Raw genomic sequence first — 23,549 nt, 5'->3', positions numbered from 1 at the left:
CCGGTTCAGAGACCTGAGTGATAATGGGTGTTAACACCGATTGAGACACCAGTTCGGGTGCGGGTGACGCGGTCAACTCCTCCTTGCCCTGCAGCGATGCGCCGCAGGCGGTACAGAAGAGGCCGCCGGGCGCATTCACCGTACCACAGGTCCGACAGAAAGACAGAGTCGATGCCGCCGGCTCGTTAAGCCTCTCCTCCTCCGACGAAACAGCCTCTGGAGGCGGAACTACTACAGGTTGTTCCACAACGGGGGCGGGCACCCGGGCCGGCGCTGGTGTAGCATCAGGCCGGGTTGGAATCTCAGCAGGAATAGGTGCGGCCACAGGTGCGGGTACAACCGGGACAGCCGGCGCTACAGGGGCTGCCTGTACTACATCCCGCAGACTCTCCCTGCAGAACGGGCATATTCTCCAGTCCGCCCTGACCCTCCGGCCACAGTGCGGACATTCGTTTGTCTGATCCGTTTGCACGATAGACCATTGCCCTCAAAACCAATGAAGGTTTGGAAGCAGACCATCCCCCTTCCGGGTCCTGATGGAACGTTCATAAAAATGGATAATCAGGTGGTCTGAGTCGAGACCGTTGACGTTGGTATGGATGTCTGGACCGTTGTAGCAGTCCCAGTGGAGAGCACACTGACCGTGACCGTCCAGGTGCCGGCACAACTCACGTCCACCAGGTACTTCCCGGTTGCAGGGATCGGGATGGCGTTGGAGCCGGCCAATGGCCCCGCTGTGGTGAAGCCGATCGTCTTTCCGGTGCTGTCCATCACCGTCACCACCGCGGACTGGTCGGCTGTGACGCTCAACTTGACGACCCCGCCCGATAGGTCAAAGAGGTCGGAGGCGTAGTTCCCGGTCCCGGCCCAGGCCAGAGATCCCGTCGAATGACCGCCCTGGGCCACCGTGGTGGTCACAACGGCCACGGACTGGATCGGGATAGCGGTGACGACCGGGTAGACCTGGGATGGAGTCGCCGTCGTCACCTGCAACGTCGGTGTGGGCATGATCGGAAACGTGACCGGCGTGGTCCAGGTGACGATCGGAGCGGCAGTCTGGAGATTGGCGATCGTCCCAACCGATGTCGGTTCGTACTTCCACGTCCCGCCCCCGCCACCTCCATTCTGCAGGTAGGGCGAGAGGGTGTGATCGACATGAGGGGTCTGATTCACAGCCACAGTCTGCGAGGGCTGAACTGTGGGAATGGTGGTCAGGGTGGTCTGGGGAACGGCGGTCACATTGATCGTGGTGTTCGCCGGGGTCAGGGGGACCACGGTATTCACTGCCAGGGACGGCGTGGTTCCGGGGGTGATCGGGGCGACAGTTCGGGCGTCGACGCTTTTTCCACCGAACATGTCGGAGAAACCACCAGGAAGCAGCATCCCCACCACCAAGAAGATCACCAGGGCACCGACAAGCCCCAGCAGCACAGGGTGCGTGAGGGTCTCCATCAGATCGCGTTTCTCCGGCGGCTTCCCGGCCGACGGTTCCTCTTGTAGTGCTGGAGCAGACGCTGGTTTACCCGGTGGGGTGGATGGGTTGCTCCAGGCCGGGGGAGTCTCAGGGACATCGGCTGCTGCATCGAAGGCGACCGGCCCGGGGGGCGGTGGTGATACCACCGTCGGAGAAGTTGCCAGAGAGGGCAGTTTTGACATGCAGGCAGGACAGAGCGTCCATTCAGGCTGGACCTCCGCACCGCAGGTGGGACATTGTTTCATCGGGATCGCCTTAATGGGTACATATCTGGAGGTGAACCACAATGAAGGTTCTGGAATAAGACCTCCAGTCCATGACCATCAGATCTCAATCGATCCACCAGACGGGAGAACCATCACCTGCATATCGGTGGTCCGCTCGATCGCCTCCTTGAACGCATCGGCATCCTGCTCGATCGCCGGCCAGGTGTTGTAGTGGATCGGGATCACCATTGGAGCGCCGATGTACGCGGCCGCCATCATCGCTGCAGCGCTGTCCATGGTGAACCTGCCGCCTATGGGGAGAAGCGCCACATCAGGGTGGTACAACTCGCCGATCAATCTCATATCAGAGAAGAGGGCCGTATCCCCAGCATGGTAGACGGTGACCCCATCCATCCGGATCACAACACCAGCCGCCTCCCCGCACATAATCTTCGTTCCGTCCAGTTCGAGCATCGACACAGAATGGACGGCAGGGGTCAGACTGACGGTGACACCATTGATGGTGATACTCCCGCCGAAGTTCAACCCGGTGGCTTGCATCCCCAGGGCAGAGAGGGCCTTGGCAAGGTCGTTAACCGCCACCGTTGGAGCATCCAGGGTGAGTGTTTCGCCAAAGTGATCGAAGTGGCCATGAGTCAGTACGACCAGATCGGGGTCCTTGGGGATCGTCCCGTTCAGTACATACGGATCGATCAGCACTCGTTGTGACCCTTCGAGGAGCACACAGGCATGTCCTGGCCAGGTAAGTCTCATACTGCAGGAATGATGAGCCAAAAAATAAGTGTCTTGTGGTGAGGGGGTCACCAGCAGACAGGTAGGAGCGTATGGTAGTCTTAGGTGATATCGATCATTTCGGCTTCAGTGATATCGATCGCCTCACCCAACCCGTCGTTGGTCGCACTCCTGGTCATCTGCTCAGTGAGGTCACGGTCCTCCATCACATCCTTGATCCGCTCAAGGAAGTAATCGATCGTATGATCCGCCTCCTGCTCGATCACGTGCCGGTACTCGCGGAGCGTAGAAGGACTGACCCCCAGGTCATCGCTGATATCCTTCATATTTCTCCCGGAGTTCAACAGCGTCTCCATCGTGACCCGATCAAAAGGCATCTTAAAATCAAGTTCCCTGAACAGTTTCAGGCGAACTCGAGCCCGTGCCACGGTCTTGCTCAATTTCTCATCACCGAGGTCACGGGCGATCTCGGTGTCGTTCTTTCCCGCGTAATAAGCGGAGACAAGCTTTGCCAGCTGTAATGGTTTCAGTTTTGTCTTGAAGAAACCCTGATCCAGGATCTCACGCATCACAAGCGCGATCTCACGTTCAACTGCATCGCGGTCCCTGAGCGTGCCATGAATCTTCTTCATCGGCTCGACAATCTGCGTCTTGCTGGTTATATCGGTGAACAGCTGCAATAGCTGCCCTTTTCTCGTGTCTTCAGGCATGGTGCACCACAGTGAGATACGAGAATATACTATGGGGGTAAGGTTATATACTTTGTGGTTGCGAGGAGATTGAATATTTGGAGAAATCTTAAAAAAAGCGACATATGTCCTAATTATTCACCCAACCCTCGAAAAACCCTGCATCACTGCATGGCATTACAGAGATAGTCTTTTGCCATTCCCATTCCCGTTGCAGACCCGTGAGAAGAGATGAAGGAATATCAGGGTTTATAATACTCTCAAAAGAGAATGATACAGACTGAAGGTGATCCCTATGAGCGATGTCTATGAGAAAGTGATGGATCTTGCAAAGCGGCGTGGTTTTGTCTGGCCGACATCAGAGTGCTATGGAGCCGTCGCCGGGTTCATCGACTACGGCCCTCTCGGTGCGATGATGAAACGGCGCATCGAGAATGTCTGGCGTGCATTCTATGTGGTCAGGGAGGGGTACTACGAGATCGAGTGCCCGACCATCGGCCAGGAGGCCATCTACATCGCCTCAGGGCATGTGAAAGGGTTCTCAGATAAGATGTTCCAGTGCCCGCACTGCAAAGAATTTCTGCGTGCAGATCATGTCGTCGAAGGGGCCGGCGAGATCGTGAATGCGGGCACGATGAGCGCCGAAGCGCTCGCTGAAGCACTCGCACCGATCGAGTGCCCGCTCTGTACAAAGCCGATCGGCACGGTCGATGTCTTCAATTTCAGTCTGATGTTCTCCACCAGTATCGGCCCGGGATCACAGCGGACCGGGTACCTGCGGCCTGAAACTGCCCAGGGGATCTTCACCGACTTCACCCGGCTCCTCCGGTTCTATCGGGACAAACTGCCGTTTGGTGCCGTCCAGATCGGGAAGTCGTACAGGAACGAGATCTCCCCCCGGCAGGGGATGATCCGGCTTCGGGAGTTCACGCAGGCCGAGGCCGAGATCTTCGTCCATCCAGAGCAGAAGAAGCACCCGCACTTTGAACGCTACGCCGACTACACGATGGACCTGCTCGGCTACCCGGAGCAGCTGGCATGTAAACCGGCGGTCACCATCTCGATGGCTGAAGCCGTCGCTGAGGGACGTATCGCCAACGAGTATGTAGCCTATTATATTGCACTGACCCATCAGATGCTGACACGGCTCGGGATCCGCCCGGACCGGCTCAGATTCCGTCAACACCTCCCCGACGAACTGGCCCATTATGCAGAGGACTGCTGGGATGCGGAGATCCTCTCCGACCGGTTCGGATGGGTGGAGACGGTCGGGATCGCCGACCGCACCGATTATGACCTGAAAGCCCACGCCGCCCAGTCTGGCGACTCGTTCACGGTCTTCATCCCGTTCGACGAGGTGAAGCGGGAGTCGCGCCGGCAGATCGTCGCCGACATGGGGGCGCTCGGCCCCCGGTTCAGAGGAAAGGCAAAGGCCGTCGCCGATGCGATCGCAAACTCCACGCCGACCGATGAGGGGGTCTGGGTCGAGGTCGACGGCGAACAGGTGCTGATCACCCCCGACCTCTACAAGGTTCGCGAGGTCGAGATCGAGGTCCGCGGGGAAGAGGTGATGCCGCATGTGATCGAGCCGAGTTACGGTATCGATCGGATCTGCTATGCCATCCTTGAGAACTGCTTCGACGAGGAGGAGGTCGACGGCGAGATACGAGCTGTCCTCCACCTCTCGCCCGAGGTCGCACCGGTGCAGGTGGCCGTCTTTCCGCTGATGAATCGGGACGACCTGGACACGATCGCCTGGGACCTGACCACGACCCTGAAGCACCTGGGTGTGCAGGCCGAGTACGACGACTCAGGGGCTATCGGCCGGCGATACCGGCGTCAGGACGAGATCGGGACCCCATTCGCTGTCACAATCGACTACGACACCCGCGAGGACCAAACCGTCACCCTCCGGGACCGGGACTCGATGCGTCAGGTCAGGGTTCCCCTGGGTGAGGTGCCGGAACTGGTCAGGCGTCTGACCACCAGGACACTCCACTTCGAAGAGATCTCGTGACCAGGCCATCATGACCCCCTTTATCCAGCACCCGCTGATCCGGCCGGAGTCGCTCGAGTCCAGGGAGTACCAACTGGCCATCACCGTCCATGCCCTCGAGCAGAACACGATGGTCGTCCTCCCGACTGGTCTCGGCAAGACTGCGATCGCCCTGCTCGTCGCGGCCTCTCGCCTCCTCAACCATCAGGGAAAGGTGCTGGTGATGGCCCCAACGAGGCCACTGGTCGAACAGCACTTCCGCTTCTTCTCAAAGTTTCTTCAGACAAAGGAAGGGGAGTCGTTCCCCGCCGTCCTCTTCACCGGCGATACACCGCCTGCAGAGCGGAAAGCCGGATGGGAACAGGCGACGCTCTGTTTTGCGACCCCACAGGTGATCAAGAACGATTGTATCGCAGGCAGGTACTCGCTGGCCGATGTGACCCTGCTGATCGTCGACGAGTGCCACCGGGCGGTCGGCAACTATGCCTACGGGTTCATAACAGAACGGTACCTGGAGACCGCCCGCCGCCCGCTTGTCCTCGCGATGACGGCCTCCCCTGGCGGAGACCAGGAGAAGGTCCGCGAGGTACAGCAGACACTCGGGATCTCCTGCATCGAAAGTCGGGTCGAGCAGGATCCCGATGTGAAGCCCTATGTCCATGAACGTTCCCTCGATTATGTCAGCGTCGTCCTCCCTGAGGAGTTGAAGACGGCGCGGGATCGGATCAACCAGCTTCTCGACGACCGGCTCGACACCCTGCGGGAACTGAAGTTCATGGTCCCGCCGAGGGAACGGCTCTCGATGAGGGAACTGCACGGCCTCAACGCCCAGATCCAGACAAGGATCGGGGAGCGAGACTCGGCAGGGTTTGCGGCCGCCTCACTCTATGCCGAACTGATGAAACTCCGGCATGCCCTGACCCTGGCCGAAGCCCAGGGGTCCATGGCCCTGACCGCGTTCCTTGAGAAGATCGCCCTCGAAGGGATGTCGGGAAGCGGGTCGAAGGCCTCGCGCCACCTCGCCGAAGAGCCGGCCTTCCAGGACCTGCTTGAACGATGCCGGTCGTTCCCCGGCGAGGTCCACCCAAAGGTCGGGCTCGTCGGCGAACTCGTACAGAAGCAACTGCTCGAGCACCCCGAGAGCCGGATCATCGTCTTCGCCACCTTCCGTGACACTGTCCAGCAGCTCGTCAACCACCTGGCCGATATCGGGATCGAGTCCGAACGATTCGTCGGCCAGGCCAAGAAGGACTCCGAGAAGGGGTTGACCCAGAAGAAGCAGATCGCTGCCCTGCAGAGGTTCCGGGACGGCGAGTTCCGAGTGCTGATCGCCACCTCGGTCGGCGAGGAGGGGCTCGACGTCCCCTCCACCGACCTCGTGATCTTCTACGAGGCGGTCCCTTCGGAGATCCGGTCGATCCAGCGGAAGGGGCGGACCGGCAGGAGCGGGGAGGGATCGATCATCGTGCTGGTGACCAAGGGAACCCAGGACGAGACGTTCCGATATGTGAGCCAGGCCCGGGAGAAGAGCATGCGAGCTGGGATGAAGGCTATTCGGGCCCATCAGGCCGCAACTCCGGCAGAACCGCCGGCCCTCCCCCCAGTTGTACATTCCTTCCCTGCTGGGCAGGGCTCGCTGGACCAGTACCTGGAGAGCGGCCCGGCGATCACGGTCGACGACCGGGAGACCTCGTCCCGGGTGGCTGAAGGATTGAGCCGGCTCGGAGCGGTGATCACCCTTTCACGGCTCGAGTATGGGGACTACGCCATCGGAGATCGGATCCTCGTGGAACGAAAGACGACGCAGGACTTCGTCGACACCCTGGTGGACCGGGACCTGCTCGGCCAGCTCAGAGAGATGGCCGGTGTGGCCATCCGACCGGTACTGATCATCGAGGGCGGGGACCTCTACACAAAACGAGATATCCATCCGAACGCTATCAGGGGGGCCCTGGCCGCGATTGCGATCGATATGGGGATCTCAATCCTGTATACAGCCAGTGCCGACGAGACGGCCCAGATGCTCTTCGTGCTCGCCCGCCGTGAGGAAGGGGGACGGGGCGAGCGGTCTGTCCATCACAGAAAATCTTTCAAGTCGGTCAAAGAACAGCAGGAGTACGTGGTCGCGGCGTTCCCGGATATCGGGCTCAAGAACGCCCGTCTTCTCCTGGATTATTGCGGATCGGTCAGGGCCGTCATCAATGCCAATGAGGAGGTACTCTCCTCGATCAGAGGGATCGGCGAGAAGACCGCCCAGCGGATTGTTGAACTGGCCAATCGTCAGTACGAGCCCTGAATCGGGTCCTATCGGAGTTCGTTCAGGGTCAAAACGGCGGTTCTGACACAATCAAGCAGTACCGCACATCGTTCAGGGTCGGGCTCACCCTGCACCCGTCTGCAGAGGTTCACCACGGTGGCCTGCAGTTCTTCAGCGACCAGGTTCCGCTCCACAGTCCCGACCACCGACAGATCCTGGGACTTCACCGACTCGAGGGCTGGCATCGTCAGAAGCCTCTCGGGCTCCAGAACGGGTTGAGACGCCTTCTCCCGCTGCTGCTTCTCCTCCTCGGCGCAGACCACACAGCACTCCTCACCTTTGATACAGAAGAGCGGGCTCCCGCAGACCCTGCATCCCTTGGAGAGCATCTTTCCACCCCGAAGCAGGTATTCTGCCATTATCTCGTCTGCTTTTGCTGGCATAACAGTAGGTATTCTTCGTCAAGGTATATATGTCCGGATGGGAGTAATAATAAGAGGATATTAAGGGGGAGTGATACTATGACAGGACAGGAAAATACAATAAACACCTGTATTCAGATGCTGCAACACATAATGGAGGATAACACAATACCACGGAACATCAGACGCGTTGCAGATGAGACCAGGAGCGTACTGATGGATGAATCAAAGACGATCGGCCTTCGAGCGGCCACCGCAATTTCGATGATTGACGAGGTCAGTAATGATCCCAATATGCCAGTTCATGCCAGAACTCGAATCTGGGAACTGGTCTCGCAGCTCGAATCAGTTCCCCTTGACTGAGGAAAACACCTTTTTTCCAAATACTGCACAAAACCAGGCCTTGCGAAGGCCCGGTTCTGCAGTTCATACAGAACCAGATATCCCCAGTCAGATGATGATAAGCGAGGACTGGTCCCGAACCAGTTGATGCAGTTGATCGAGAGCGGCCTGCTCTTCTGCATTGGCCACTTGAAGGAGCGCCATCTGCGTATCAAGGATGCTCTGATCTGCGCCTGACGACATCTGTCGCTGGTAGGTTGCATTCGCCGCATCATAGGTCGCTTTCTTCTGCTTGTACAGGCTGAATCTGCTCATAAAGTCGTTGAACTGTGCTGTAGTGGCGAAGTCCCACCCCCGATAATAATACGGCTTCTCCTGTGGTGAGATGACAGCACCGATCAATGGGTCGCCGGCCACCCAACGGCGGGATGTGGTCTCCACCATCACCCAGGCATCGGTCACCTCGGTGATACTGCTGATCGCATGGTCAGTCGCACCGACCCGGATCCGGACCGAGAGGCCGCGATCTGTGAGCGATTCGGCAACCTGAACCGCTGCATCGCCTGATCGGTTCAACTGGGGCCCATATGGGGTCGGAGGGGCCTGCGAGGTCTCCCTCAACGCCTGGGTGAACGCACTCATCTCAGGGGTGGTGTCATCCGTGCGAATGATCTGGCCGAGAAAGACCACAACCACAACGACCAACAGCACAGCCAGCAACACCGTCGGAATTGGATTGTCTGTAATCTTCCGTGCATACCGGCGCCTGCGTGTGGTTACTACACCACGTTCAGGATGGAGAGAGGCTCCACAACGGGCACAGATCGTATCCAGTTTCCCCTTCGCTACCTCCCCACACTGCGGGCAGCGGGGTATCTGACTCCGACTCAGGCAGAACTGACAGATTCCTCCAGCATGCCCCATCTCTCGTCCGCACCGATCACATTTCGCCATAATTATCCTGCAAGTATCTGCTCCCTACCTGAGATCCTGGAAACGGAACGATATAAACATTGTTCTTTCCTTTTCCGACTGATCACTGGAGTCAACACATGGGATCGTCAGATTCCTCCATTTTCAAGGAATAAAACCTACAAACACGTAGATCCAAAAGAAATCCGGAAAAATTTCCAGTGGACACTTCTTTCCGAGGAGATGTGAGATGAGGACCTCCTCTATCCATGCGTGTCGTCTTAAACGCAACAAATGGTTTATCTAATGACAGAGCACCTGAATATATAAGGAGAGTTTACTAGTGAAATCACCATTTGAGATGCTCGCCAACGCCATCGTGGCACGGCCAAAGACCGTGCTCGCGATCACGGTAGTGCTGATCATTGTTGCTCTGGTCGGGGCGACGACGGTCACAATGGCGACCGGGAGTGACACCTACATTGATAAGGACTCTCAACGTGGCGTCCTTCTCAACGAGTACACCGATACGTTCTCATCCAACAGTATCATGTTGTTGGTCGAGTCTGACGACGTGCTCAGTCCGGATGTACTCAAGTATATCGATTCACTCCAGAACGAGGTTCGTGGAGAACGAAATGTTGAAGGAGTGACCAGTATTGTCGATCTGGTCGAGCAGGTGAACGGCGGCAAAGTGCCGACATCGAAGGCGGATATCGAGGCAGCCGAAGCAGCAGTGCCAGCGGCGATCCTCTCGAAATATGTTCCGTCAAAGTCAATGACAATCTCGATCGTGAGCCTGGAGCCAGGCCTTTCCCAGGCCAGTCAGAACAGTGTGATCGACAGTCTGAACAAAAGGATCAGTCTCTCTGACAGGCCGGCCGGCACGACCGTGACGGTCACCGGGTCACCGGCATTCCAGAAGGATATGTCAACAGCGATGGGAACCTCAATGGGGATGTTGATTGGGGCCGCGATGCTGTTAATGATCCTGGCGGTCGGACTGCTCTTCGGGCATGTCAGGTACCGACTCCTCTCAGTGGCAATCGTCTTCTCCGGACTGATCCTGACATTCGGGGTCGTCGGTTTCTCGGGGATTTCCCTGAGCATGGTCGCGATCAGTGCGTTCCCAGTGTTGATAGGGCTCGGGATCGACTATGCGATTCAGGTCCACTCCCGGTTTGATGAAGAGACGCGGCGGGGGACGCTCCCGGAGGCGGTGGTTATGACGATCACCCGGTCAGGCCCTTCGATCCTCTATGCGATGCTCGCCACCTCGATGGGGTTCTTCGCCATGTTCATCTCACCCCTCCCGATGATTCGGGGGTTCGGGCTGATCTGTGTGATTGGAATCGTATGCTGCTACCTGGTGGCCCTGATCGCAGTACCCACGTTCGGCTTGCTGATCGGGTATAAACCCAAAGAGAGGGCTCATGAAGTGAAGAGTACCTCATCAAAACCGAAGAAGATGAGCGTTGTCGACAGGTATGATCACGCGCTTGTGAGCCTGGTGACGAAGATTGCCCATAACCCGGTGCCGATCCTGTTAATCTGCGGGCTGGTCGCACTGGTCGGGTTCGAGATGGACGGTGAGATCAAGATCAACACCGATGAAAACTCGTTCGTTCCCTCAGATATGGCATCCAAGATCAGCCTCGACAAGGTCTCACGGACGATGGGGTCGACCTCTTCGATCCCGATCATGGTGCAGGGGGACAAGGTGACCAGCCCTGAAGTGATCAAATGGATGTATGACTTCCAGAACTATGCCGCGTCCAGTAATAGTCAGGTGACCGGTTCATCGTCGATTGCAACCTATGTGGTCCAGTACAACGGTGGGCAGATCCCAACCACCCAGGAAGAGGTGGATAATGCCCTGGCCAAGGTACCCCTGGGAACCAGAAACCAGTATCTGAGCGGCAACGAGGAGGCGGTCATCTCGTTCACAACCGTGACGATGACGGTCCAGCAGGCACAGTCGCTGATCACCCAGATGAAACAGGAACTGCAATTCAAGACCCTTCCACCCGGTATCTCCGCTGGATTGACCGGTCAGACCGAGATGTTCGCCGGCCTGATAGAGGATATCAAGAACGGGAAGATGACGATGACGCTGCTCGGGTTCGGCATGATCTTCGGGTTCCTGCTACTGGTGTACCGCAAGTTCGCCAAGGCGATCACACCGCTGATCCCGATCATGTTTATCGTCGGCTGGAACGGGCTGATCATGTATTCCCTCGGGATCGACTACTCGCCTCTGACCGCAGTGCTCGGATCGATGACCATCGGAGTCGCCGCAGAGTATACGATCCTGATGATGGAGCGGTACTACGAGGAGCGGACCTGGGGGCTCGGGCATCTGGAGGCCATCACCCACTCGATGAAGCAGATCGGAACCGCGATCACCGTCTCGGGGCTCTGCACGGTCTTTGGGTTCTCAGCGCTGATCATCTCCAACTTCAATATCATCAGCAACTTCGGTGTGGTGACGGTCCTCTCAGTCGCCTTCTCAGTGATGGGCGCAATCGTAGTGATGCCGGCCGTCCTGGCGCTGCTCGGTGGGAAGGATCCAAGCCCGCCCCTCCATCCAGAGGCCCAGTCTGAAGAGACGTAAACCGATCCCCCTTTTTTGATGTTCTGTGATCCCACAGTTCATCTTCAGGTGGTACAACAAGTACCTCTCAACAATTTACAGGGTTTTTCCCATACACGGTTCACATCGTTAAAAAAGGAATAAGTTCATTCCTGAATCATTCAGATTCGTTCAACCTATCAGGATCAGGAAAAAACAAAGTTCCGGTATCCACCCTTCGGCAGGACCATCTCAAACCGTGCACCCCGACCAGGCGTCCCGGTCTCAGTGATCGTGATGCCAGTAATTGCGAGGATCTCCCGGGTCAGGAAGAGTCCGAGCCCTGTGTTGGAACCGACACCTTTGTTAAAGATCCGCTCTTTTGTATCTTCCGATACTCCGTCGCCATCATCCTCACAGATCAGTACCAGCGTGCCTGCGTCACCAGGACGCATGGAGAACCGGATCTCGGTGACACTGTGACCATGGCGGAGAGCGTTCTCGATCAGATTATAAAAAACCCGCATCAACAACGGGTCTGCATAGATCTCCAGGTTCTCAAGCGTAGAATAAAGGTGGACTGCCCCAGCAGGGATCATCAGTTCCGCATTCTCAATCAGCATCCCCACCTTCTGCCATTCAGGGGAATGGACCCCGACCTCTTCGTAGCCCTTGGTGAAGGTGATCTCTGATCGGATCTGAGCGACCTGTTCGTTCTCCCGACGGAAGATCACCTGCAGGTTATTATCATCAGTCATCTCCAGAGAGAGATCTATATATCCAAGCAGGGCTGTCAACTGGTTCTGAATATCGTGACGGGTGATCCCGGAGAGTAGATTTAATTTTCTATTCGCCTGCCGAAGCCCCTCCTCAGCCCGCTTCTGATCGGTGATATCCTGGGTCAGCATAAAGAAAGCGACCACCTGCCCGGCCTCATCCCGCTGAGGCATGAAACCAACATGCAGGTAATGCTGATAATCGTCCCGCCCTGTTGTATAATAATCCATCTTCACAGACTCTCCGGCCAGCACCCTGCTAAAGCAGGCCGAAGAACTCCGGTAGGTCTCCTCATCCAGAACCTCCCATATCCCTCTTCCAACGAACGAATCCCGCGGAAACCCGTACCAGTCAGCATACGCCTGGTTCACATACAGGTATCGTTCATCTGCATCCACGTACCCAATCTGGGCCGGCACACCGTCGATGATCAGTGAGAGTTGTTTGCCCCTGGACCGAAACGATGAGTTGACCTGTTCCCGCTGGATCGCCAGGGAGAACAGTTCTGTGAGCCTGCTGACCGCAGTCAGTTCCCAGTCAGTATACCCATCAGGAGCGTTCGCCAATGCAATCTGACCGACAACGGTCGCATCGACCTGTACGATCGGTGCTGCCAGAAACGAGGTGACCGGAAAATGTCCTTCTGGTAGGTCAGGTGTAGATGGGTGGAGATCCGGAGCATTGGTGAAGATGGGTTTACCGGTGTTCAGGCAGTGACCTATCAGTCCATAATATGTTCCGTCAGGTCTGCGTGAGAACAGGGTCGTCTGATCAGACGAAGAGCATTCAGACCCACCTTCAGCCACCATCGCGTTCAGGGTCGGGCTGGTCATCAAGCCGGTCTTCTCGTCGACCACCGAGACAAAGCCCTGCGGGCTCCCGGTCAGTTCTTTGGCAGAGGAGAGTACCAGCATTGTGACCTCCTCGATGATCCGTCCAGGGGTGACCAGTGCACCGGCGAGGTCGGCCAGCGCCCGGTTCAGGTTCAGTTCACGCCGCAGCAGTGCCTCTTGCTGTATGAGTTCCCGGGTTCTCCCTTCGATTGCGAGCTTCCCGGCGTCATGAAAGTAGACGAAGAGAAACAGGGAGTCTGCCGTGATCAACACCAGCATCAGCGTAACTGAGGTGAATGCATAGGTGGATTCCGAGGTGAGGTTGAAGTTAGCGAACCACCGAATTGCAAGCCACCAGTAGGGGAACAATACCAGCAAGGAAGCGGCTGCGATCAGTGCCGCATGGGGAACCGGTCGGAAAAACCAGGCCTTCCACCCCGTTCTGTTCACCACCGGGCCTTTCACCTCCCCATTCACCCGCACGTTCTCCTGAAGATAGTTGTCACGGCACCGCATTTATAATATCAGGAGAAACTGCTGTATTGCACACATCAACTCTTCCCCATACAGGGACAGGATCGTGCAGTTTTAAATACAGACACGTCTGAACTTTTTTTTCTTTTTTTGATACCCGTCATAGAAAAAATATCCAGGACTCATCTCTTTCTCCGTTCGTATAATCTCCAGAAAGAAGGGGTATTTTTATTTTAGCACGATGAAGATTTCAATTTCAGGGGCGGGAATCCATAATATCTCAAAAATGCACGAATTCATTGTTTAACTTCAAAAACTCTCAGACAATATCTATAAATAAATCAAATTTTTTATAGATACACACGTTGCCTGGGATGAAAATTATCTGCTCATTTTGTAATACCGTCATTAGTCCGGGGAGATCTGCTGAAGACCAAGTTAGCCATGGTGTTTGTAAATACTGCTACACGAGAATTCTCACTGAATACGGATTCAATCTCAAGAAATTCCTCAATATGCTCGAGGCTCCCGTATTTCTCGTTGATGAGGATGTCAACATTATTGCGGCGAACTCTCTTGCCCTCGCAGCCGTCAATAAACCAATTGAAGAGACGACAGGACACATCTGTGGAGATGTCCTTGAATGTATCAATGCGTTTCTTCCTGAGGGTTGCGGGAAGACTCCAAACTGTCCCGATTGTACAATCAGGACGTCCGTAAATGAAACATACAAAACCGGGACGCAGACAAACCGACGTCCGACAGACATCATTCGGAAGAATGGAGAATCAGAAGAGACAGCACGCCTTTTAGTCTCTACTCGAAAAGATGGTAGCGTAGTCCTGCTCACACTTGAATTCTGTGCAGGAGTTTAAGCCTGTTCTTTCTTGTTCAAACCAAAATTTTCAAACCGAGGGGTCAGAAATAATTATTAGATCCGGCATAAACAGATTATAATCCCAGTTTATTATAATAATCAATCGGTTTCGGAGATTTTTCATGAACAAAAAACATTTATCAACCCTGGCACTTGCTCTCACCATCTGTCTTCTTATCACAGCCGGATGTATTGGGACATCCGGCACAGGTCAGACCGCAGGTCAGACAGTCGCCGTCGGACAACACCAGGCTGTATCATTCAACGCGACACCCGTCAAGTATGCAGATGTCAACGGGGTCAAATTGGGATACCGTGAATTCGGATCCGGTGAACCGCTCCTGATGATCACTGGATTCGGAAATACCATGGGTGACTGGAACGAGACCTTCATCGGCATCCTTGCCTCGAAGTACCATGTCTATATCTATGACCATCGGGGGATGGGGTACAGTAGCGACAATAATGCGACACCCTCCATTCCCCAGTATGCAGATGATGCCGCTGCACTGATGAGTGCTCTCGGCTATGACAGTATGCACGTATACGGAGTCTCGATGGGATCCACCATCTCCCAGCAACTGGTCATCGATCATCCTGAACGAGTACGAAAACTGGTCCTGGATTCCGTATCATACAGTATACGGCTCCCTGAAACCAAAAAACTATTCAACGCCATCGATTCGGCCGCCGTCAATACATCCCTGCCTCAGGGCATCCAGGAAGAAGCACAGGCAAACCTTGCATGGAACGGGTCCTATGACAATCTTTCCAGTATTCATAAGGATGTCATGTTGGTTGTGGGTACCGCAGATGTGTTGACTCCAGATTCAGTTGCCGTCCAGATGGCGGGGCAGATCAATGGATCATGGCTTGTCCGGTTCAAGGATCTCCCACATGTCGGATCCCATTACGCACCTGTTGAATACGGAGAGAACGCACTCACATTCCTCGGTATGGATGAGTCCCCCCTCAACAAATAACACCATAAACCCCATTTTTTTAATATCACCTCTGAGTTCCGGAGAGATGAGCGGAATACGGGAAGAGAGAGCGATAATCAGGGCTATAACATAGAACAGAAACAGCAAATTTTCCAGAATGATTCGACCAGGTTCTAATCGGTAGGAATTGAAGTCAACCACAAATCCTATACAAAAAATACCTTCTCTTTTTTTATCCCACCACCCTATACCTACCATGGAAAGTACCAGTCAGGGAACGGATCAGAAAGGATTGAACCTTCTGATCCTCTCCATCTCCCTCGCAACGTTCATGTCGTCACTGGACGGAACGATCGTCAATATCGCCCTGCCGACCATCTCTTCGGTGTTCAATATCTCTTCGAGTACCGTGAGTTGGGTTGCGACCATTTACCTGCTGGTGATGGCTGGCTGCGTCCTGATCTTCGGTAAGTTGTCGGACAGTGTCGGGTTTAAAAGAATGTTCCTATCAGGATTTGTAATCTTTACCCTGGGATCGTTCTTATGCGGTCTGCTCCCGGACCTCCTATCTTCATTCTTCGCGCTCATCGGTTCACGTGCATTCCAGGCAATAGGCGGTGCCATGATAACAGCGATTGCGCCGGCGATGATCGCTGCATACATCCCCATGAAGCAGAAAGGAAAAGCGATGGGAATCGTTATGACCGTCGCTGCACTCGGGACCGCCATCGGACCGACCATCGGTGGAGTCCTCACCCAGTACATCTCCTGGCACTGGATATTTTTCATCAACGTACCGGTGGGAATCTGTGCAATCATACTGGGGTTACGTGTTATTCCCACCACTCAGCCCCACAATAAAAATGCCGGCTTTGACAGAGCCGGCGCGTTGTTGATCTTCACCGGCCTCGCTGCACTGCTCTTTGCGGTTTCAGAAGGGCAGTCGCTTGGGTGGGATTCCCCGGTGATCCTCGGTTCCCTTGCCCTCGCTCTCATTACACTCGGTTACTTTGTATGGCACGAACTCAGGACCGCTGACCCTCTGCTGGAACTCCGTCTCTTTAAAAACAAGAACTTCCTGATGACCAATCTTGTCCTTTCGCTGGTCTTCTTCAGTTTTGCCGGTATCAGTTACCTGCTCCCGTTCTATCTTCAGTACATCAAAGGGTTCAGTTCCTCAGATGCAGGGATGATAATTACCGCCCTATCGGTTGCCATGATGGTCTCCGGCCTTCTTTCAGGAGCGCTGTATAACCGGGTTGGTGGCAGGATACTCTGCATCGCTTCGGGGATCTTCCTGGTTGCCGGTTATTTTATGATGACCCTCCTCCGGGTCGACACCTCAATCGGATTTGTGATTCTCTGTCTGCTCGTGCTCGGTTTCAGCCTTGGCCTGATGATCACACCGGCATCGAATATGATCATGAACTCGGTTGCTAAGCGATACCAGGGGATGGTCTCCAGCCTCACGAGCCTTGAACGATTCGCACCGTTGACCCTGGGGATTGCTTTTGCAAACCTGGTCTTTATTCAGGGGATCACAGCAATTGCTGACAACCGGGGGATCACGGAGAGCGCACCGGTTAACATCAAACTGCACCTGATTACTGCTGGTTTTGACCTTGCCTTCTTCTTCTCACTGGTTATTGCGGTCATCATCCTCATCCTCACCCTGCTCGCACGACAGGAAGTGCACCCGGACTACCAGTCAGGCACCGATGAGGATGCTCTGAATAGTACAATCTAAAAACATTTTTTCCATGAAAAAAGGGAAAGAACACTGCTTCAGGTATCCGCGCTCTTCTCCCAGGGATATCTGGAAAACAGACAACTCATGCTTTATCCAAAGAACTACCGGAGGAATTGAACCGGCAGCAGAGATAATACACAATACTGCCCCATTGATGATCATCACATGCCCCAGAAGTCCCTTCTTCCCATCCCGGTGCTCGTCGCCTTTGTTCTGCTGCTCACCCTGGTCGACGCCTTGATTGCAAAGTTCATGGTCTTCATCTCCCCGGCCTCAACCGGAGTCTCGTCCCTGTACCTGAGCGTCGCGTTCATGATCGTCTTCACGCTCTGGTTTGGGATGGGGGGAGCCTTTGCGGCCTATTGGGGCTGCTTCATCGGAGCAGGGCTGTTGGGAGGGGTTCCTGCCGGGGTTAACCTGTACTGGTCTATTGGAGACCTGCTTCAGGTTTTGATTCCACTCATTGCATTCCAACTGTTGCATGCGGATATCTCACTCCAGACCTGGCGGGATGCACGCATCTTCCTTGTCTTCGGGGTGCTGGTGAACAACATCACAGGTGCGCTCTGGGGAGTTGGAACCCTGTACTTAAGTGGCCTTATCACCGGAGCTGCCGCCCCAGCAACAGCCATCAGTTGGTTTACTGGGAACGCCCTGATCACTCTGCTGATTGCACCGTTGCTTCTTCACCTGCTCACCCCCTCCATCAGAACGAGTGAACTGTATGTCGGAGGTACCTGGTTCGGCCGACCCCTCTAAAAGACAGTCACGACCACGGACCGTTCCCTGCTCTGCCGGGTATCCAGTTCCAGCAGCACGATCTGCTGCCAGTGCCCGGTCATCAACCGTCCCCCGCTCACCGGGACCATCAGAGATGGGCCGATGAGTGCCGCCTTCAGATGAGAGCGGCCGTTCCCGTCACCCCAGGCCCGGTCATGAGCATAAGAAATCCCAGCCGGCGCAATCCGTGCGAGCGCATCCCGCAGGTCTTCGAGCACCCCCGGCTCGTACTCGATCGTCGTCAGGGCAACCGTCGAGCCGACGGCAAAGAGCGAGACCAGTCCATCAGATACACCACTCTCGTCGACAACAGCAGCGACATCGACAGAGAGATCGATCACTGTTCCCTCTCCAGAGGTTGACAGCAGGATTGTTCGTTGGTACATAACGGTCCGTGGGCGGCACCAGAATATAACACCACACTAACGGCCGGCACCATTAAAACGAAAACGAGAAGAACATGCCGGCGAGGACACAAAAAAAAGGGTTGCCTTAAAGATCCAGGAGGGACTGCTCCTCGACATCCGGATCATTGACAACCGGCTCTTCCGCCTCGTCATCGAACGAAGCAGAGAGGATCTCCTGCTGCAGCACCGCCAGCCCGACCACCCGGTCATCTTCGTCCAGCCGGATGATCCGCACACCACGGGCTGACCGCTTCTGGACCGAGATATCGGATACCTTCATCCGAATCACGTTCCCAAGGGCACTCATCACGACGATCTCATCATCACTGCTGACCGCCTTGGTCGCAACGACTCCGTTCTGCGGGGCGGTCAGGATGTTCCGTACTCCCATCGTGCCCCGGCCATGACCGCGGAACTCGTCGAACTCAGTCCGCTTGCCATACCCGAGTTCAGTGATCGTCAACAGGTGATCTTTCTCCACGACGGTCGCGGCCTGCACCAGATCACCGTACTTCAACTTGATCCCACGGACCCCGCTGGCGTTCCTGCCCACTGTCCTGACGGTTTGTTCATGGAACCGCAGGGACTGGCCCTTCCGCGTCGAAAGGATCAGTTCCTTGGTACCATCGGTCAGTTTGACATCCACGAGCGAATCATTCTCGCGGAGTGAGATCGCATTGATCCCGGTGCTCCTCGGTCGGGAAAACTGGTCCTGCGGAACCTTCACGACCTGCCCCTGTTCGGTGGAGAAGAGCAGGTACCGGTCATGTCTGAACGTCCGGATCGGGATCACCGCTGTGATCAGTTCATCCTGCAGCTCGAGCAGGTTCACGATCGCCTTCCCCTTGCTGGTCCTAGAGGCCTCGGGGATGTTGTAGACCTTCAGCCAGTAGACCCGACCGTCGGTGGTGAAGCAGAGCAGGTAGTCATGCATCGAGGCGACGAAGATGTCCTCGACCGAGTCTTCATCCTTGGTCGCCATCCCGATGACTCCCCGACCGCCCCGCCGCTGCATACGGTAGGTCTCGAGGGGGAGTCGCTTGATATAGTTCTGGGTGGTGATGGAGATCAACACCGGCTTGTCCTCGATCAGGTCCTCCCGTTCCAGGATCGTCTGGCTGCAGGTGATCTCAGTCCGCCGGTCATCGCCGTATCGTTCCCCGACATCCACGATCTCCTTTCTGATCTCTTCATAGATGTTCGCCTCGCACGAGAGAATCCGTTCAAGTTCGGCGATCACATGGGCAAGCGAGTCTCGTTCGTCACGGATCTTGGCCTGTTCAAGGGCCGCGAGCCGGCGGAGTTGCATCTGCAGAATCGCGACGGTCTGTGGCTCGGTAAGACCAAACGTCGCGATCAGGGCCTTCTGTGCGGCCTCTGATGAGGCCGATTGCCGGATCGTTGCGATCACCTCGTCGATCCGATCGAGGGCGACCAACAGCCCGAGCAGGATATGCAGCCGGTCCTTGGCCTTCTTCAGGTCGAACTCACAGCGCCGGCGTACAACGGTCGCACGGTGGTGCAGGAACTCGGAGATTATCGCTTTTAGGCCGAGGACTTTGGGCTGGTTATCTGAGATCGCCAGGTTGATGATCCCGAACGTGGACTCGAGTGGCGTGTGCTTGTACAGCTGGTTCAGGACCACCGTCGGGATTACGCCCTTTTTGAGGTCAACGACCACACGGAGGCCGTCCCTATCTGATTCATCACGGAGATCGGAGATCCCTTCGATCTTCTTCTCCTTGACTAGGGTCGCAATCAATTCGACCATCCTGGCCTTGTTCACCTGGTACGGGATCTCAGAGATGATGATCTTGGGAGTTTTGGTCTCAACATCCTCGATCTCAGCGACACCACGAACAGTCAACTTTCCATACCCGGTATGATAGGCACTGACGATCCCTTCAGTGCCGGTGATCAACCCTCCAGTCGGGAAGTCCGGACCCGGCATCACCTGCATCAGGTCCTCGACTGTACAGTCAGGGTTTTTGATCGTCATCTCAACTGCAGAGCAGACCTCGCGGAGGTTGTGAGGCGGCATGTTCGTTGCCATACCTACCGCGATCCCGCTCGTCCCATTGACAAGCAGGTTCGGGACCTTGGACGGAAGTACCGTCGGCTCCTCGGTGGAGGAGTCGAAGTTCGGAGTAAAATCGACCGTCTTCTTGTCGAGGTCAGCCAGCAGTTCCTCAGCATACCGGGTCAGCCGGGCCTCGGTGTATCGCATCGCCGCAGCAGAGTCGCCGTCGATCGAGCCGAAGTTTCCCTGGCCGTCGACGAGCGGAATTCTATAACTGAATGGCTGGGCCATCTTCACCAGCGTATCATAGATCGAGGCATCCCCGTGTGGGTGGTACTTACCCATCGTGCCCGCAACGGCCCTGGCGCTCTTCTTGTACGCCTTGTCGGAGGTGTTCCCCTCCTCCCACATCGCGTAGAGTGTCCTGCGATGGACTGGCTTGAGCCCATCCCGGATATCCGGGATTGCACGGCCGATGATCACACTCATTGCGTAATCGATATACGAGGATTTCATCTCATCCTCGATGTTCACCGGGATCACCTTGGGGATGATCTTCTCGACGACCGGCTCAGATGTCAAGGTTGGTCACCTCCTTGGCATGCCGCAGAATGAAATTTTTCCGGGCGCTCACATCCTCTCCCATCAGTTTCTCAAAGATCTCGTTGGCATAGCCGGCATCCTCGATCCGGATCTGTTTTAAGACCCTGGTATCAGGATTCATCGTCGTCTCCCAGAGTTGATCGGCGTTCATCTCACCAAGGCCCTTGTACCGCTGGACGGTCACACCCTTGTCCCCGAACTCTGCAGAGATCTGTTGCATCTCCTCTTCACGGTAGACATACCGCACCTGTTTTCCCTTTGCAATCCGAAAGAGCGGAGGCTGGGCGATGTAAACGTACCCGCGTTCGATCAGTTCGGGCATGTACCGGTAGAAGAAGGTCAGCAGCAGGGTCTGGATATGAGCCCCGTCCACATCGGCATCGGTCATCAGCACGATGTGATGATACCGGGCCCGGTTTGCGTCCATCCTGTCCCCGATGCCGGCCCCGATAGCCGAGATCAGCACCTGGATCTCCACGCTCTTGATCATCTTATGCTGGGTGGCCTTCTCGACATTCAGAATCTTCCCCCTCAGGGGGAGGATGGCCTGGAACCGCCGATTCCGGCCCTGCTTAGCAGAGCCCCCTGCAGAGTCCCCTTCGACGATATAGACCTCGCTCTTGGCCGGATCCCGCTCCGAACAGTCTGCCAACTTTCCAGGCAGCCCTGATGACTCCAGGGTGCTCTTTCTTCTGGCCAGTTCACGGGCGTTCCGAGCCGCCTCACGGGCCTGTGCAGCCACGGTTGCCTTTTCAAAGATTGCTGCGATGGATTTTGGATTCTCCTCAAAATACTCAGAGAGCGACTGATAGACCAGCGAATCGACAATCCCCCGCACATTGGAGTTGCCAAGCCGCATCTTGGTCTGCCCTTCGAACTGTGGGTTTGCCAGCTTGATGCTGATGACGGCGGTCAACCCCTCACGGACATCCTCGCCCCGGAGGGTCAGGGTGTTGTTCTTGATCAGGTTGGCCTTCCGTGCCGAGTTGTTGATGGCCCTCGTGATCGCACTCCGGAACCCTTCTAGATGGGTCCCTCCCTCACGAGTGTTAACACTGTTCACAAACGTGTAGACCGTCTCGGTATAACTCTGGGTGTACTGGAGAGCCACCTCGACCTCGAGCTTGTTCTCCTCGTCTTTTCGAGAGAGGTCGATCACATCAGGATGGAGCACCTCCCGGCCATCTATCAGGTACTGAACAAACTCGCGGAGGCCACCATCGTAGTGGAACTCGTCCTTGTCGCCGGACCGGAGGTCGGTGATTCTGATGGTGATCCCACGGTTCAGGAATGCCATCTCTCGGAGGCGGTGGACCAGGACATCATAGTCGAAGGTGACCGTCTCGAAGATCGAATCGTCCGGTTGGAAGGTGATGATCGTTCCGCTCAGTTTTGCCCCTTCGTCCGCAAAGAGCGCTTCTTTTGTCTCCACCTCCCGTGGGGGTTCGCTCCTGTACCGCCGCCGGTACCGCTCAAGCAGTTCAGAGAGCGTCTCTTTATGGACACTTAGCGGGGAGACCACCTTCCCCTGTGCGAACTCCATCCGGTATCGATTTCCGTCGCGGAAGACATCGGCGACGAGAGAGACCGAGAGGGCGTTCACGACCGAGACACCGACGCCGTGCAGCCCTCCAGAAACCTGGTAGGTGTTCTTGTCGAACTTGCCGCCAGCATGGAGGATCGTCAGAACCGTCTCAAGGGCGCTCTTCCCGTTCTTTTGCATCTTATCGACGGGGATTCCCCTGCCGTTGTCATCCACCGTACAGGAACCGTCCCGGTTGATCGTGATGCTGATCAGGTCGCAGAAACCTGCAAGCGCCTCATCGACCGCATTGTCGACCACTTCATAGACCAGATGGTGAAGCCCCCGGGTATCGGTACTGCCGATGTACATCGCAGGGCGCTCGCGGACTGGCTGCAACCCTTCCAGTACAGTAATATGAGATGCATCGTAGGATTCTGTCATGGAAGACCTCAGTAAAAGAAACGTCCAGAAATGGACTATTCTGTTCGACTATATATTGTTATTAAAAGCACTTATACTTCGCTATCCAGGTCAGTGTACGAAAAAATGGGAGCTTTTTGATGAAATCATGCACGCTGCGCACCGATTGACATACTGCGATCAGGCAAACGATCCAAGGTCGGCATCATGGATACCAAGCCCCTGGTCGACGGCTACGATCAGTCGATCAAAGAGCCGTTTCACCTCGGGCAATTCCTCCTTATCGATAGACCCGGCTTGATGCCAGAGGATCCGTTTTCGCATCTGATCGTACAGTGTCTCAACGCCGGTTCCCCTGAACTGATCCGGTAGAACCATCTGGTCCAGGTGATCGGCGAGGCCCAGGAAGGCCTGCTCCGGGGGGAGAGCCAGATGTCGTCCGATCAGTACCAGGTTCACCACAAACCCATGTCCAAACTTACTCGTCATAGATGCAGATACAGTTCCGCCCTAGAA

The 23,549-nt window shown here is 55.7% G+C and carries 19 protein-coding genes; 9 read left to right on the top strand and 10 right to left on the bottom strand.

All coding sequences use genetic code 11. From position 1 onward, the window contains the following. Positions 1-83: 83 nt before the first annotated feature. Entirely contained in the window at positions 84-461 is a 378-nt protein-coding gene (locus MPAL_RS15730; protein WP_148208148.1) for a hypothetical protein, read from the top strand. Between the two features lie 100 nt (positions 462-561). On the opposite strand, the gene MPAL_RS05325 is transcribed toward MPAL_RS15730, so the two are convergent. From MPAL_RS05325 to MPAL_RS05315, 3 genes are all read right to left on the bottom strand, one after another. Next, positions 562-1,719, bottom strand: a complete 1,158-nt coding sequence (locus MPAL_RS05325; RefSeq protein WP_012617730.1) for a zinc ribbon domain-containing protein — start codon at positions 1,717-1,719, stop codon at positions 562-564. A gap of 78 nt (positions 1,720-1,797) precedes the next feature. Beyond that, positions 1,798-2,454 carry a metal-dependent hydrolase gene (locus tag MPAL_RS05320; RefSeq protein WP_012617729.1) on the bottom strand — a complete coding sequence of 219 codons (657 nt, stop codon included), beginning with the start codon at positions 2,452-2,454 and terminating at the stop codon, positions 1,798-1,800. Positions 2,455-2,534: 80 nt separating this feature from the next. Continuing rightward, positions 2,535-3,143 (bottom strand): hypothetical protein, encoded by a 609-nt coding sequence (locus MPAL_RS05315; RefSeq protein WP_012617728.1) that lies wholly within the window; start codon positions 3,141-3,143, stop codon positions 2,535-2,537. A gap of 274 nt (positions 3,144-3,417) precedes the next feature. Between MPAL_RS05315 and glyS the strand changes: the two genes are divergently transcribed. Then, positions 3,418-5,139 (top strand): glycine--tRNA ligase, encoded by a 1,722-nt coding sequence (glyS, locus tag MPAL_RS05310; protein WP_012617727.1) that lies wholly within the window; start codon positions 3,418-3,420, stop codon positions 5,137-5,139. Positions 5,140-5,149: 10 nt separating this feature from the next. Next, positions 5,150-7,414 carry a DEAD/DEAH box helicase gene (locus MPAL_RS05305; protein WP_012617726.1) on the top strand — a complete coding sequence of 755 codons (2,265 nt, stop codon included), beginning with the start codon at positions 5,150-5,152 and terminating at the stop codon, positions 7,412-7,414. Between the two features lie 8 nt (positions 7,415-7,422). On the opposite strand, the gene MPAL_RS05300 is transcribed toward MPAL_RS05305, so the two are convergent. Beyond that, positions 7,423-7,818, bottom strand: a complete 396-nt coding sequence (locus MPAL_RS05300) for an Sjogren's syndrome/scleroderma autoantigen 1 family protein (RefSeq protein WP_012617725.1) — start codon at positions 7,816-7,818, stop codon at positions 7,423-7,425. 78 nt (positions 7,819-7,896) lie between these two features. On the opposite strand from MPAL_RS05300, the gene MPAL_RS05295 reads away from it, so the two are divergent. Next, positions 7,897-8,160, top strand: coding sequence for a UPF0147 family protein (locus tag MPAL_RS05295; RefSeq protein WP_012617724.1), 264 nt, complete (start codon positions 7,897-7,899; stop codon positions 8,158-8,160). 87 nt (positions 8,161-8,247) lie between these two features. Here the strand turns inward: MPAL_RS05295 and MPAL_RS05290 are convergent, their stop codons facing one another. Further along, on the bottom strand, positions 8,248-9,093 hold the full coding sequence (locus MPAL_RS05290) for a hypothetical protein (protein WP_148208147.1): 846 nt from the start codon (positions 9,091-9,093) through the stop codon (positions 8,248-8,250). 301 nt (positions 9,094-9,394) lie between these two features. Between MPAL_RS05290 and MPAL_RS05285 the strand changes: the two genes are divergently transcribed. Then, the gene (locus tag MPAL_RS05285) at positions 9,395-11,665 is read left to right on the top strand and encodes an efflux RND transporter permease subunit (RefSeq protein ID WP_012617722.1); all 2,271 of its coding nucleotides are present in this window, start codon (positions 9,395-9,397) and stop codon (positions 11,663-11,665) included. A 164-nt stretch (positions 11,666-11,829) separates the two neighbouring features. On the opposite strand, the gene MPAL_RS14325 is transcribed toward MPAL_RS05285, so the two are convergent. Continuing rightward, entirely contained in the window at positions 11,830-13,749 is a 1,920-nt protein-coding gene (locus MPAL_RS14325) for a GAF domain-containing protein (RefSeq protein ID WP_012617721.1), read from the bottom strand. 332 nt (positions 13,750-14,081) lie between these two features. On the opposite strand from MPAL_RS14325, the gene MPAL_RS05275 reads away from it, so the two are divergent. The 4 genes from MPAL_RS05275 (at position 14,082) to MPAL_RS05260 (ending at position 18,037) form a co-directional block, all read left to right on the top strand. Beyond that, entirely contained in the window at positions 14,082-14,582 is a 501-nt protein-coding gene (locus MPAL_RS05275) for a hypothetical protein (protein WP_012617720.1), read from the top strand. 124 nt (positions 14,583-14,706) lie between these two features. Continuing rightward, on the top strand, positions 14,707-15,567 hold the full coding sequence (locus MPAL_RS05270; protein ID WP_012617719.1) for an alpha/beta fold hydrolase: 861 nt from the start codon (positions 14,707-14,709) through the stop codon (positions 15,565-15,567). Positions 15,568-15,784: 217 nt separating this feature from the next. Next, a complete protein-coding gene (locus MPAL_RS05265; protein WP_012617718.1) occupies positions 15,785-17,275 on the top strand; it encodes an MFS transporter in 1,491 nt (496 codons plus the stop codon). Between the two features lie 168 nt (positions 17,276-17,443). Beyond that, complete coding sequence (locus tag MPAL_RS05260) at positions 17,444-18,037, top strand: hypothetical protein (RefSeq protein WP_012617717.1); 594 nt, start codon at positions 17,444-17,446, stop codon at positions 18,035-18,037. Here MPAL_RS05260 and MPAL_RS05255 read toward each other — a convergent pair. From MPAL_RS05255 to MPAL_RS05240, 4 genes are all read right to left on the bottom strand, one after another. Continuing rightward, the gene (locus MPAL_RS05255) at positions 18,034-18,444 is read right to left on the bottom strand and encodes a secondary thiamine-phosphate synthase enzyme YjbQ (RefSeq protein WP_012617716.1); all 411 of its coding nucleotides are present in this window, start codon (positions 18,442-18,444) and stop codon (positions 18,034-18,036) included. The two genes, MPAL_RS05260 and MPAL_RS05255, sit on opposite strands and share 4 nt — an antisense overlap. 106 nt (positions 18,445-18,550) lie before the next feature. Then, a complete protein-coding gene (gene gyrA / locus MPAL_RS05250) occupies positions 18,551-21,067 on the bottom strand; it encodes a DNA gyrase subunit A (protein ID WP_012617715.1) in 2,517 nt (838 codons plus the stop codon). After that, positions 21,057-23,054 carry a DNA topoisomerase subunit B gene (locus MPAL_RS05245; RefSeq protein WP_012617714.1) on the bottom strand — a complete coding sequence of 666 codons (1,998 nt, stop codon included), beginning with the start codon at positions 23,052-23,054 and terminating at the stop codon, positions 21,057-21,059. The genes gyrA and MPAL_RS05245 overlap by 11 nt, the downstream gene beginning before the upstream one ends. 159 nt (positions 23,055-23,213) lie before the next feature. Then, complete coding sequence (locus MPAL_RS05240; protein ID WP_012617713.1) at positions 23,214-23,522, bottom strand: hypothetical protein; 309 nt, start codon at positions 23,520-23,522, stop codon at positions 23,214-23,216. Between the last annotated feature and the right edge of the window lie 27 nt (positions 23,523-23,549).

It is taken from the genome of Methanosphaerula palustris E1-9c (assembly GCF_000021965.1).
Lineage (GTDB): Archaea > Halobacteriota > Methanomicrobia > Methanomicrobiales > Methanospirillaceae > Methanosphaerula > Methanosphaerula palustris.
The sequence above is the reverse complement of the archived record's forward strand: the minus strand, read 5'-3'. Positions and strand labels throughout refer to the sequence as shown.